This window comes from Paenibacillus sp. MY03, from assembly GCF_002165585.1.
GTDB classification, from domain to species: Bacteria; Bacillota; Bacilli; order Paenibacillales; family Paenibacillaceae; genus Pristimantibacillus; species Pristimantibacillus agaridevorans.
On sequence record NZ_MXQD01000049.1, the window covers coordinates 50,073 to 62,588 of the forward strand.

14 protein-coding genes and 2 pseudogenes are annotated in these 12,516 nt (G+C 51.1%); 11 read left to right on the forward strand and 5 right to left on the reverse strand.

Annotated elements, in window-relative coordinates:
* Positions 1-141: 141 nt before the first annotated feature.
* The gene (locus B1748_RS28940; protein ID WP_087571442.1) at positions 142-753 is read left to right on the forward strand and encodes a DUF47 domain-containing protein; all 612 of its coding nucleotides are present in this window, start codon (positions 142-144) and stop codon (positions 751-753) included.
* A gap of 24 nt (positions 754-777) precedes the next feature.
* Positions 778-1,776 carry an inorganic phosphate transporter gene (locus tag B1748_RS28945; RefSeq protein WP_087571443.1) on the forward strand — a complete coding sequence of 333 codons (999 nt, stop codon included), beginning with the start codon at positions 778-780 and terminating at the stop codon, positions 1,774-1,776.
* Positions 1,777-1,934: 158 nt separating this feature from the next.
* On the opposite strand, the gene B1748_RS28950 is transcribed toward B1748_RS28945, so the two are convergent.
* A complete protein-coding gene (locus B1748_RS28950) occupies positions 1,935-2,573 on the reverse strand; it encodes a hypothetical protein (RefSeq protein ID WP_087571444.1) in 639 nt (212 codons plus the stop codon).
* A 201-nt stretch (positions 2,574-2,774) separates the two neighbouring features.
* Between B1748_RS28950 and B1748_RS28955 the strand changes: the two genes are divergently transcribed.
* The 4 genes from B1748_RS28955 to rlmD all read left to right on the forward strand — a co-directional run bounded on the left by B1748_RS28955 (position 2,775) and on the right by rlmD (position 6,659).
* The gene (locus tag B1748_RS28955) at positions 2,775-3,065 is read left to right on the forward strand and encodes a YerC/YecD family TrpR-related protein (RefSeq protein ID WP_087571445.1); all 291 of its coding nucleotides are present in this window, start codon (positions 2,775-2,777) and stop codon (positions 3,063-3,065) included.
* Between the two features lie 13 nt (positions 3,066-3,078).
* A complete protein-coding gene (locus B1748_RS28960; protein WP_087571446.1) occupies positions 3,079-3,873 on the forward strand; it encodes a sirohydrochlorin chelatase in 795 nt (264 codons plus the stop codon).
* Between the two features lie 20 nt (positions 3,874-3,893).
* A complete protein-coding gene (locus tag B1748_RS28965) occupies positions 3,894-4,802 on the forward strand; it encodes a diacylglycerol kinase (RefSeq protein ID WP_087571447.1) in 909 nt (302 codons plus the stop codon).
* Positions 4,803-4,973: 171 nt separating this feature from the next.
* Positions 4,974-6,659: a 23S rRNA (uracil(1939)-C(5))-methyltransferase RlmD gene (gene rlmD, locus B1748_RS28970; protein WP_256976010.1), complete on the forward strand. Its 1,686-nt coding sequence runs from the start codon at positions 4,974-4,976 to the stop codon at positions 6,657-6,659.
* Here rlmD and B1748_RS28975 read toward each other — a convergent pair.
* The 4 genes and pseudogenes from B1748_RS28975 to B1748_RS36595 form a co-directional block, all read right to left on the reverse strand.
* Positions 6,656-7,924, reverse strand: a complete 1,269-nt coding sequence (locus B1748_RS28975) for a tyrosine-type recombinase/integrase (protein WP_087571448.1) — start codon at positions 7,922-7,924, stop codon at positions 6,656-6,658. The two genes, rlmD and B1748_RS28975, sit on opposite strands and share 4 nt — an antisense overlap.
* 74 nt (positions 7,925-7,998) lie before the next feature.
* Positions 7,999-8,463, reverse strand: a complete 465-nt coding sequence (locus tag B1748_RS28980) for an ImmA/IrrE family metallo-endopeptidase (protein WP_218781666.1) — start codon at positions 8,461-8,463, stop codon at positions 7,999-8,001.
* A 13-nt stretch (positions 8,464-8,476) separates the two neighbouring features.
* A pseudogene (locus tag B1748_RS28985) lies at positions 8,477-8,689 on the reverse strand (transcriptional regulator); the annotation flags it as partial.
* Between the two features lie 405 nt (positions 8,690-9,094).
* Positions 9,095-9,265 (reverse strand): annotated as a pseudogene (locus B1748_RS36595) (helix-turn-helix domain-containing protein); the annotation flags it as partial.
* A gap of 258 nt (positions 9,266-9,523) precedes the next feature.
* On the opposite strand from B1748_RS36595, the gene B1748_RS28990 reads away from it, so the two are divergent.
* The 5 genes from B1748_RS28990 to B1748_RS29010 all read left to right on the forward strand — a co-directional run bounded on the left by B1748_RS28990 (position 9,524) and on the right by B1748_RS29010 (position 12,397).
* Positions 9,524-9,721 carry a helix-turn-helix domain-containing protein gene (locus tag B1748_RS28990; RefSeq protein WP_087571450.1) on the forward strand — a complete coding sequence of 66 codons (198 nt, stop codon included), beginning with the start codon at positions 9,524-9,526 and terminating at the stop codon, positions 9,719-9,721.
* On the forward strand, positions 9,718-10,398 hold the full coding sequence (locus B1748_RS28995; protein WP_087571451.1) for a Rha family transcriptional regulator: 681 nt from the start codon (positions 9,718-9,720) through the stop codon (positions 10,396-10,398). The genes B1748_RS28990 and B1748_RS28995 overlap by 4 nt, the downstream gene beginning before the upstream one ends.
* 25 nt (positions 10,399-10,423) lie before the next feature.
* On the forward strand, positions 10,424-10,735 hold the full coding sequence (locus tag B1748_RS29000; protein ID WP_087571452.1) for a helix-turn-helix domain-containing protein: 312 nt from the start codon (positions 10,424-10,426) through the stop codon (positions 10,733-10,735).
* A gap of 3 nt (positions 10,736-10,738) precedes the next feature.
* Complete coding sequence (locus tag B1748_RS29005; RefSeq protein ID WP_143810406.1) at positions 10,739-11,752, forward strand: sigma-70 family RNA polymerase sigma factor; 1,014 nt, start codon at positions 10,739-10,741, stop codon at positions 11,750-11,752.
* Between the two features lie 207 nt (positions 11,753-11,959).
* The gene (locus tag B1748_RS29010; RefSeq protein WP_087571454.1) at positions 11,960-12,397 is read left to right on the forward strand and encodes a hypothetical protein; all 438 of its coding nucleotides are present in this window, start codon (positions 11,960-11,962) and stop codon (positions 12,395-12,397) included.
* The last annotated feature ends 119 nt before the right edge of the window (positions 12,398-12,516 follow it).

Sequence of the window (12,516 nt, forward strand, 5' to 3'; positions counted from 1 at the left end):
GAGCTATTGTGGTACTCGAAAAAATATGTTTAAATTTTTCATGGATGTTTACATTCCCTTAACAATTGTAGTGTAAACTACGTTAGGGCGAGTTACTGTCCGTCAGCGACATACCATTTTCTAGTGGATAAGGGGATTGACATGTTTAAGAAAAAGGACATTTTTTTCACAACGCTCGAAGCGATGGGCGATACGTTGGTTGAAGCCACCGAATATTTCGCTGCAGGCGTTTCGGATCTGTCGAACTTGACGGCATTCGCCAAGCGAATGAAAGAGATGGAAAGCCAGTGCGATCAATTTACGCACACCATCTTGAAAGAACTGAACAAAACCTTCATCACGCCAATCGAACGGGAGGACATCATGGCCCTCACGACCTCGCTGGACGATGTCCTGGACGGAATCGAGGCATGCGCTTCCCGGTTCGAAATGTACAATGTTCGTGAGAAGGACGAATATATTACGTTGTTCGCCGACGTTATCGTACGTTCTACTCATCAGATTCGCAAAGCGATTCAATTACTTACGCAAAAGAAGCTGCTAGCGATGAGAGAGCATACAATCGCCATTAACGAACTTGAGAATCAAGCCGACGACCTGCTTCGCGTCAGCGTGACAAGTCTGTTCGCTAACGTGAAGGACCCAATCGAGCTTATCAAGCGCAAGGAAATTTACGAGCGTCTTGAGCAGACGACCGACTACTGCGAGGATGTAGCGAATATACTGGAATCGATCATTATGCGTAACAGCTAATCCAGAGGAGCAGGAGTCGTACACATGGAGATATATGTATTATGGATCGTCGTTTTCCTGGCGCTAGCCTTCGACTTTATTAACGGGTTCCACGACACGGCCAATGCGATCGCAACCTCGGTATCGACGCGCGCCATCAAGCCAAAGCTTGCCGTCCTCATGGCGGCAGTCATGAACTTCCTCGGCGCGATTACGTTTACAGGCGTAGCCAAGATGATCGGCAGCGGCGTGGCCAACCCGGCAGACCTGGAGTTCGGCATCGAGATCGTCATTGCAGCCTTGCTGTCTGCTATTGCATGGAACTTGATTACTTGGTGGTTCGGCATTCCGTCCTCGTCCTCGCACGCGCTCATCGGTTCATTGGCCGGAGCGGTAATCGTGGGAGCGGGTATGAATTCGCTGAATGCCAGCGGATTCATCGATATTCTAAAAGCACTTCTTCTATCTCCGCTTATCGCGTTCGCAATGGGCTTCCTGCTGATGTGGATTCTTAAGCGCGTGTTCGCGAAAAGCAGCCCGCATACCATCAACAAAGGCTTCCGAGGCGGGCAGGTCATTACGGCGATGTTCCAATCGTTCTCGCACGGTACAAACGACGCGCAGAAGGCGATGGGCATTATCGTATTCGCGCTAGTCGCTGCCGGGGTCCAAGAAAACACGGACCATATTCCGTTTTGGGTGCAGCTCTCCGCTGCAACTGCGATGGCGCTCGGTACTTCAGTCGGCGGCTGGAAGATCATCAAGACGATGGGTACCAAGATATTCAAGATCGAGCCGATCAACGGCTTCGCGGCTGATATCGGATCCGCTGTTGTTATCCTAACGGCAACGTTAATCCACCTTCCCGTCAGCACGACGCATGTCATTACGTCCTCGATTCTCGGCGTAGGCAGCGCGAAACGTTTCTCGGCCGTGCGCTGGGGCGTAGCGGGCAGAATCGTGGTGGCCTGGTTCATTACGATCCCGATTACGGCGGTGCTCGCGATGTTCTTCTTCTGGATCATCAAGACATTGTTCCTGTGAGCCGTACAACACTTCAACACAAACCTGCCTCTAAACGCGGTCGCCTTTCTTCGAAAGGCCCCGATTGAGATTTTCTCAACTAACAAGGGACACTCCCTCATCGTTATCCTCTCCGGACTAGACGATGATCGGAATGTCCCTTGTGTCGTTACAAATTTTTACCTTCTGCGTCTTGGGCGGTTCTGGCGTTTCACTGACGACTTCCGTCCGCTTCCACTGTTAGTGGTGCGGCGTTTGCGAGGTCGCGGACGAGACAGTCCGGAACCTCCGTTGTCGCTTGGTGCAGGCTGGGATTTCTTGCCGAAGGAGCCCATAAACACTTTCATGAGCGGAGCCATCTGGGAGACGCTTCCGACGACCTTCTGCACCTTGGTTACCGTGGAGAGGATGCCGTCCAGTCCGCCCATACGGTCAACAAAACCTTTGATCTCGGTCGGATTCGCGTATTTGAGCAAGTTTGCAAGCGAGAACCCTTTGCCGCCTCCTCCAGAGGCAGGCGGGGCAGGCAGCAAACTGTTCTGCGTCGGCGGCAAGACGGTTGGCAGCAGGTTCGACTGGCCCTCTCGCGGTGATTCCTGGTGGACAATGACGGGATATGTCGGGTACGATTGCGGCTGATGTTGCCTTGTTGGCATGTCGTCATATTGGAAGCCGCCATGCAAGCCGCTATATGGACGGTTCAGCATGCTTTGGCCTTGTCGATGCGAGAAGCCTTGTTCGCTGACTTGCATGTTCCTTGTACCGTTCCCGTGGCTGTTGCCGCGCCCGCCAGCTCCGGGATTTTGATAAGGATTCACAACGGATCACAACCCTTCTTTTCTACTAGCTTATGGGATAGGCAAACGCTTGGATTGGACGAATGTCCCGATTCCCTAATAAATTTATAGTTATTAGCCCGTACATTCTTCCTAATTACAACGAAGGGGAACGGTTGTGTTTGAACAAACGCCGACAAAAGGATACAATAGAATTTATAGTGACTATGGGAGTGAATGCGCATGCAGCTGAAGAAGCTGAACGATAAAGCAATTGACCAACTATTCGAGGCGATCCTTACGTTGAAGTCGGTAGAGGAATGTTACGTCTTCTTCGACGATCTTTGTACGGTAAACGAAATCCAATCCTTGTCTCAACGCCTGGAAGTAGCGCGCATGCTGGGCAAAGGGAGTACATACAACCAGATCGAAGCGGAGACGGGCGCAAGCACGGCAACGATCTCTCGCGTAAAGCGTTGCCTCAATTACGGCAACGACGGTTACAAGATGGCATTGGAGCGTCTCGGCAAATAAGGGGGCGTTTCGGATGCATACACCCGGCATATTGGTCGTTAGCCACGGCTCGCGCGAGGAGAACTGGATCAAGCTTGTTGACGAAGCGGTGAATGCGGCTGCAATAGATGCCAAAGTCCCCGTCGTTTCGTCGTTCCTGGAGATCGTAGCGGGAAGGTTGATCCAGGATGGCATCGACGAGCTGGAACGGCAAGGCGTGAACGATATTTTTGTTATCCCTTTGTTTGTCTCTTCGGGGAGCACGCATGTGGACGAGATCGGTCAAGCCTTCGGTCAGCCGCCGCTGTCGAAGCTGGAGGGCGATCTGGGGACGTTCCGCGTAAATGCGCGCGTAACCTATGGGAAGCCGATCGACGACGATCCGGAGATCGCCGAGCTGCTGCTGGCGAATATTGCGGAGTTATCTACCGACCCTGCCAGAGAGGCTTTGCTGCTTATCGGACATGGAAGCAAGGAGCCCGTGTTCCACGAGCGCTGGCAAGCGGGATTGTCCGGACTTGCGGAGAAGCTGCGTCTGCTGGGCGGATTCGGACGCGCCGCTTCTGCCATGCTACTGCCGGATATGGCGGCCGACGTGCTGAGGATGCTTCAAGCCGAACAACGGGACCGCGAAGTAATCGTCGTGCCGTTGTTTTTGAGCCCCGGATATTTTAGCAATCACGTTATCCCTTCCAGACTGCAAGGGTTGAATTACAGATACAATGGCAGGGCGATGCTGCTCCATCCGGCTATACCCCGATGGTTAAAGGCACAGATGACGGATTGGCTGCGCGACAGCGGGTACCTGACAGAAGCAGGAGACAATTAAAGAGGAGGAGCGAGGTTTCGATGAAACGGGCAAGACTAATCTATAACCCCACTTCGGGTAGGGAAGAGATGAAGCGCAGGCTTCCCGACATTCTTCAGCGGCTTGACCAGGGCGGGATCGAGGCGACCTGTCATGCGACGATCGGCGAAGGAGACGCGACCCTCGCTGCGGCAGACGCTGCCGATCGCGACTACGATATGATCATCGCTGCTGGCGGAGACGGCACGTTGTACGAGGTCATCAACGGACTGGCGAACAAGCCGAATCGACCGCCTCTTGGCATACTTCCGGTAGGCACGACAAACGATTTCGCGAGAGCGACCGGCATCCCCAAGCATTGGGAATACGCCTGCGATCTCATTATCGGGCAATATACGAGACCCATCGACGTAGGCAAGGCGAATGACCGCTACTTCATTAACATTGCCGGGGGCGGCTCCTTGACAGAGCTGACCTACGACGTGCCAAGCAAGCTTAAGACGATGATCGGTCAACTGGCCTATTATATGAAGGGTCTGGAGAAAATGACGCGTCTGCGTCCCACGGAGCTGAAGTTCGAGGCGGCCGGCGTCGGCGATTTCCATGACGAGTTCATGATGTTCCTCATCTGCAACAGCAACTCTGTCGGAGGCTTCGAACGTCTTGCGCCGGAATCCAAGCTGGACGACGGTCTGCTGGACGTCCTGCTTATCAAGCGAATGAATCTGGCCGAATTTATCAAGCTGGTCACGCTCGCGCTGCGCGGCGAACATTTGAACGATTCGCATGTTATCCACTTCCGCACGAACGAGCTTAAGGTGAAGACGCCGGATTACGTGCAGATCAATCTCGACGGCGAATATGGCGGGGCGCTGCCGTGCACCTTCTCCGTTCTACCGTCCCATCTTCGGATATTCGCGGATGAAAGCGGAGTGTCGACGTATCAGTAAAACCTCGGAACAGGGATAGACCTCACTACATAAGAACGCCGCGGCCCGTGCCGCGGACCACATAAACCTATCCGGTAGTCGCTTGTACAGCTAGTCGCGTTCGGCTAGCTGTTTTTCGCTGAGAGGCGTGGCGCGGGTCTGCCGGGCAGGAAGAGAAGGAAGAACGGTGTTATGAAGAAAGCAAAGCAAGGACAGAAGGGCAGAGGCCAGGCAGGGGCTCAAGGAGCGAAGCCGCAGGGCGGCAGAGTACAGGCGGGAGCCCAGAGTGCTAAGTCGCAGGGCGGCAGATCGCAGGCAGGCGGGAAACGTGGCGGAAGCGGATGGGACAAGCGTGGATCCGAGCAGAGAATGGGCTTAGACAAGCGCGGAGCCGGGGGAAAAGCTGCTATGGTTTCGGGGACTGCCGTGGCAAACTCGGGAACGGGGCATCGCGGGAGGGAAGCTTCCGCGAAGGCTCCGGCTGGACCTTTTGCGCACCATGCGCCAGTGACGCTGGATGTCAGCGGCATGACTCATGACGGAGAAGGCGTCGGCCGCGTCGACGGTTATACGCTGTTCGTCCCCGGCGCTTTGCCCGGCGAGCGGATCAGCGCGCACGTTACGAAGCAGAAGAAACAATACGGCTACGCCGAGCTGGACGAGCTCCTAACGGCAAGCCCGGATCGACTGAACCCACCTTGCGACATTTACGAAGAATGCGGCGGCTGCCAGCTTCAGCATTTCGATTACGAGGCCCAGTTGACCTGGAAGAGGCAACATGTCATCGACAACCTGACGCGAATCGGCAAGCTGACGGTTGCGGGGGACGGGGAAGAGGGCGGCATCGTCGTCCATCCTACGATCGGCATGGAGAACCCATGGCGCTACCGCAACAAGGCTGCCGTGCCCATCGGAACGGCAATCGCGAGCGGCGAGCTGGTCGGAGGTTTCTACGAACGCGGCACGCACCGCATCATCGACATGGACGACTGCCTCATCCAGCATGATCGGAACGACGAGGCGCTGCGCGTCGTGAAGCGAATCGCGCGTTACCTGCGCGTGAAGCCGTACGACGAGACGACGGGAGAAGGCGTGCTGCGCCATGTCATGGTGCGCACCGGCTTCGTTACTGGTGAAATCATGGTTGTCCTTGTCACCAACAGTCAGCGTTTGCCACGCCAGCCGGAGTGGATCGAGTCGCTTCGAGCTGAGCTGCCAGGCCTCAAGAGCATCGTGCAGAACGTTAATGAGCGTAACACAAACGTCATCTTCGGCGACGAAACCCGTACGCTGTGGGGCAGCGACGTGATCTATGACGAGTTGGACGGCATTCGTTTCGCCATCTCGGCGCGCTCTTTCTATCAGGTCAACCCGTCCCAGACGGTTGCCCTGTACGGCAAAGCCGTGGAGTACGCCGCGCTGACGGGCAAAGAAAACGTAATCGACGCCTATTGCGGCATTGGTACGATCAGCCTGTTCCTGGCACGCAAGGCCGGCCATGTATACGGAGTGGAGATCGTACCGGAAGCGATCGAAGACGCCAAGCGCAACGCGGCGTTGAACGGCGTTGAGAATGCCACCTTTGAAGCAGGGCCCGCCGAGGTCGTCATCCCCCGCTGGCGCAAGGAAGGCGCCACGGCCGACGTCATCGTCGTCGACCCGCCGCGCAAGGGCTGCGACTCCGCGCTGCTGGAGACGATCCTGAAGATGCAGCCGGAACGCGTCGTCTACGTCAGCTGCAACCCCTCCACGCTCGCACGCGACCTTCGCGTCCTGGAGGACGGCGGGTACCGGACGGTGGAAGTGACTCCGGTGGATATGTTTCCTTGGACGAGTCATGTGGAGGTCGTTTGTTCCTTGATTTATAAGGGTATTTAGGTATTTGAGTTAGTGTTTGGGGACGAATTGGGGGCGGGTTTGAAGTTAAGTATATTATCAAATTTGTCGGCAGCAGCCTGATCGGCGGTACGGAGAACGTGTCCGTAAACGTTCATCGTAGTAGAAATGTCCCCGTGTCCAAATCTTTCAGATATGACTTTTGCGTGTACACCTTGATTAATAAGTATTGTGGCTGAGGTATGACGAAGATCGTGGAAACGGATGTATCTCAGCTTATGCTTTTTAAGAAATGCCCTGAACCACAGGTAGGGGCGCTCATGGTGAAATGGCGTTCCATCATCGTGGCAGAATACAAGACGATACTCATTGCCGTCCTTGTCCTTGCATCCCTTCCATGCGGAACCGTACTTATCGCGTTCTTTGGCCTGGTGTGCGGTATAAGCTCGCAATTCTTCCACAATAGAAGACGGTAACGAAATTTTACGTTTCGACTTTTTGGTTTTAGGCTCTTTGAAGATGATGTTCCCTTTAAGCGCATGAACCATCGTTTGTGATATGTCCAATACGCCTGCTTTCCAATCGACGTGTTTCCACTCCAGCCCCAACAACTCGCTGCGTCGCATTCCGGTCGTCAATGCCAGCGTGATCATCATTCGCCACGTATATGGTTCGTTCTGGAGGGCGTTAAGCAACAACGCTACCTCATTTTCATCGTATGGCACATACTCCTTGTACTGCACCTTGGGCTTGTCTACTGCAGCAACAGGATTGCTCTTTACTACCTGCCATTTGACTGCCCGCGTGAATATATTTTTGAGGATACGGTATGCGACCTCTACAGATCCGGACGATAACCCTTCCTTCTTCTCGGATGTTGAAATCTTTTTCGATGCTCCCTCTTGTGTAAGTTTCTCTAGAAAATCTGCAATGTGCAGTGGCTTGATATCCTCTAATTTCATATGGCCCAACGCTGGTACTATTCGAACCTTCAGATTGGATTCATACGTGTAAAGCGTTTTGAAGGCCAAATTCTTCGAAGCATACTTGGAACGCCACTCCTCAACGAAGGATGCAAATGTCATCTTTGCCGGCTTGATGTACTCGCCAGATTCCACTTCCTGCTTGAAAATGTGGAGTTGGTCCTCCAGATAGTCCCGGAGCTTTTTCGTCGTCTTCAGCAGAGCCTTGTCCTCGACGGTGACCGTCTTGCGGGGTCGGTTTCGTGTGCCGTCTGGATTGGTGCCGAGATCTACAGTTAGTCGCCATGTGTTATCGCCACGCTTTTCAATGCTTCCTTTTGCCAATTCACTTCCTCCTATCAAACATATGTTCGGTTAATGGGTGTATGTAAACAGCCTTGCGGCTGGGAATCGCAAAGTTACAGGTTAATGTATGATTGCTCGTCGTTCCAAAAACTTCTTTTCGGCAGATTCTTTAAATTCGCGACTTCTTCAGGTACACCACAGATCGCAGCAGCTTCATAGACCGACATACCCTCTAATAATAGCTTGTCCGGAATAAGCAGCTCGGCGGCAAACTGGTTGGCCTGTCGCTCGATCTTGTCGATGGACTGGAGTGTATGCCGGCGTAGAAAAGGCGTGCTTACTCCAGGATGGAGGAGGGCATGTCCCAATTCGTGAGCGCAAGTGAATCGTTGATCTTCCTCGGAAATATCTGAATTAATGTGGATCATTTTCGTGCGCCTGTAGGTGTTAAAGTAGCCAAGCATTTCACCCAACATTTCGAATAGAACCAAGATGTTTCTCTGGGATGCGATATCATATGGACAATTGGTTCCGTAAAATTTACTGAGTTGGGCTACAGCCTGCTTAATCATCAGCATCCCATCCCCTGTTTTAATCTCTATATTTGTTTGGTGTGAATTTCTTCTTCGCCATTTCTTTACCAAGTCGCATAGAGTTTTCAAGTGAAATGGCAAACAGACGTTTTGTTTCCTCATCCATGGGTTCACCGTTGAAAGCGAGGGCTTCATTTGATTCCAAGCTTTCTAACATTCGTTCCAGGTCTTTGGCGATATCGCGCTCGTCTTTTTCGTTGAGGGAATAGTAGGGTTGCTGGGGCGGTTCGGCCATCGCGTCGTTGAATTCGGCATCCCTGAATTTTGCGTAAGCTATGGCCATTTGGCTGCCGCTCATCCCTTGTTCTTGGTAGTGATGTAAGAGCTGCATGGGGATATCCTCTAACAAATCACCACTCATTTCTTCTAGTTCATAGCCGGCTGCTTTAAAAAGCGACTCGGCATCAACTAGCCAATCGTTTTCATTATGAATTGCAATCTTCATAACAGTGTCGACAGAAGGTTGATTGTATTCAACTCCTGAACAAAGTCTGTTCAAGTAATTTTCATCTAAGCCTGTATCTATGGAAAAATCCTTTGTAGATTTCGTATGTCTAGCCATGTTGAGAAGCGAAGTGAACTCTCCTTTATTGAACCCATAAAGCAAATAGTCAGTTGAAACTCCGAAATATTCGGCCACCTTTTGCACTTTATCTGCAGAAGGTGAATTTTTATCCCAATTGCGGATAGTGCCTCTTCCAAGTCCAATTTCCCGTTCTAAGCCTATTAGAGTAGTGTTTTTGCTACTGCATAAATCTTGAATACGACCTACTAATGCCATTAACATGTCCTCCTATATAATAAAAGTATTAAATTTACTACTAATCCGTTGACAGGTCGTAAATATGATACTATACTATGTTCAACAGCTTAATTAATAGCGAAAAAAGGCAATAAAAAACCAGAGGTCGAATGACCCTTTCATAAAATCGTTCCCCAACGACGTTTATTTGGTTATGCCTTCTTTCTGATGGTAGTACATTTGAGACTGCATGTCAATAATTAAGCTGTTAATTTTACAAATATCTGCAGAGGAGGGATTAAGGTGCCGCATTATACGGAATTCGGAGCCGAAGCAAGGAAGGTTATGCTTCAGCGGAATATCAAAATGAAGGACGTTGCCCAAGAGATCGGTGTATCGGTCGCTTATGTATCTGATATTTTCAAGGGCGCGCGTTCTGGAGAAAAACAAAAACCACAAATTGCAAAAATGCTCGGCATGGAAATCGAGGTGGCAAGATGACCAAGCTGATCCTCAATCCGGAGTACGGCCTGTATGAACGTGGTGGACAAGCATTCTGCACTAGTCGGCAGGTGGCTGAAGAGTTCGGTCGACAACATGCTCACATTCTTAGGTTGATTGATGAATTGACTGCATCCACAAGTGGAGTCAGTGATGAATTTCGACGCTCCAATTTTGGAGAGTCCTCTTACAAAGATGCCTCCGGTAAGAAGAACCGCGAATACCTTATGACTAAAGATGGGTTTGTTCTCGCGGTTATGGAGATAAAGGGGACGAAAGCTCGAAAATTCAAAGAATCTTACATTCGCCGTTTCAACGAAATGGAAGATTTCATTAAATCGGTTGTTACCGCAAAACTCGAACACCCAGCTTTCACGGATGCAATTCAAACATCAAGAGAGTTGCAGGGGAAGGACGTCGCATTCCATCACTTCTCCAACGAAGCGGACATGATCAATCGGATCGTGCTTGGAATGAGCGCAAAGCAATTCCGGGAACTGCACGGCATAGAAAAAGGGCAGTCGATTCGGCCATATCTCAACAGCAAGCAGATTCATGCGGTCGAAGCTTTGCAGCGTGCTGACATTGGTTTACTATTGGCAAGTTTGGACTTTGAGCGACGAAAGCAGGCACTGCTACAGCTTTTTGAACGAATGAAGCTTAAACGGATAGCCTGATTAACTAGAAAGTGAGGCTTGGACAATGAGTCAATCTATCGAAGCTGCAATCCGTGCAATAGTCACTAATGAAGTCGCAGCAGCTGAGGCTCGCCTGTTGGAGAAATTGTCTGCCCAACCTGACCGTACAATGGATATTCCGGAAGCAGCAGAGCATCTCGGCATTTCGGAGCAACTGCTGTACCGCATGTGTCGGCTGAAACAAATCCCTCATGAGCGTTACGGCGTACTTGGTTCCAAGAAGCCAACCGTGAAAATCCGGATGTCTGATTTGGAAGAATGGCGAGCTCAACAAAGGGCTGCGAATTGCATAGTTGCATCTGAAGGGAGGCAGTGAACTTTGACTGCTGAACCAGTTCGATTGGAGAACGTGATCGACCAACATCGGAACTTGATCAGCTATGCCGTACGGCGTTTTTGCTGGGCGATTGGTCAGCAAGGGATTTCAAGGGATGACTTGGAAAGCGAAGCGACGATCGGCATCATCAAAGCCCATAATCGATTCGATCCAGGTCGCCGGAATAAACAGGGGCAGCCTGTACGCTTTTCATCATTTGCAATCCCATATGTCTTAGGTGAAGTTCGGAAGTACCTATGGAAGTTTCAGTCGGTTAAGGTGTCTCAAAGCGTTTATGAATTGGCTGGTAAGATACTGAAAAACGGCCTGACCGAATCTCCAGCATCGACCATTGCCAAACAGATTAATTGCAATGAGGTTGCAGCCCAACGGGCACTAAACTACTTACGGGAATCGAAGCCTTCATCAATAGATATGCCGGTCGGGGATGAAACGGGATCGTTATCCGACATCTTGCCGGCAGCCGATGATCCTACGGTTGCGGATGTATCTATCTTCATCGATGATCTGGATCCGATTGAACGCGAACTGCTGCGGTATATGATGCAGGGCACGGAGCCGGAAGAAGCGGCAAGTATCCTCGGGATTTCCACGACGCGGATGAAATGTACAGTCTCTGAGCTACGACGTAAAGCGCAATCCTATTTCGAATATGAGGGAGGAAATACAGTGTCTCTGCAGATAACCAAGCAGAAATACATCACCGACAAGGGGAACGGCTTGTCAGACGAAAAAATTGCCGAAAAATACGGCGTCAGTACCAGCCATGTAAACAGACTAAAAAAGCAGTGGTCCATCTCGGGAATGACCGTCAGGAAGCAAACAAGCGCTGCCGAAGCTACTGGTTCCGAAGAGTTGCCGGCGAACCCGCCGCTCGAAGATTGGAAGGGGATGTACATGCAATTGTCTGTTGATTACGGATCGGTACAGCAACATCTTGCGGATCGGGAAGAGGAAATCAGTTTGCTGAAGGCACTGCTGCGGAAGTATCTCTGATTATTCTACAAGGAGGTGAGGAATTTGAACGTAACAGGTCGCGCTTGGATGGCCCTGACACACGGCGAGCGTATGGCATGCCTTGATTATGCGGTGTGGCTGAACGTGAAGAGGAAAAAGGCTGCCAATGCGGGGTAGGAGCCGCAGGCAGCCAAGCAATACAAAATCATCTTAGGGTCAGTGTACCCGATCGGGAGGAATTTTTCAATGCTTAGAGGACTTGAATCGTTGATGCGTGATGTGCTTGGGATGAAGGAACAGCGGACTTTAGTAGGTATAATGACAGGCCAGTTGCTGGAAGACTGGCGTGAATACGCCTTCCAAAAGAGTCGTCTTGCGATGCAAAGTCAATTGTCGATTGAGCAGTTTGCAATGGAATTCTTCGAACGTCGTGAAGGCGAATGGTGGAATCGCGATGACATGAGTGAGCGTGCTTCTGTTGCTTATAAATCTGAACGTGCAGCTGAAATTGTCGATTTCAATCTTCGTGAAGAGAAGATTGATGCACTTGAAAAAAGCCTTTGGCAACTAACCTATGAAGCGTTCGGACTTGACCCTGAAGATTCGCACTCTAATAGCATGAGCACGGGCGAAGTGTTCAAAATCGAGGTAAAACCGAGACCTGAACCTCAAAGTTGGCGATGATCTACTTCGTTGGTGACGTCGTCAAACTCCGATCCGGAGAGACCGGAGAAATCGTTGAGATATGGGGCGTCGCCATGACATGGCATAAAGTAAAAACTGTCCATGGTAATAAATTCGCA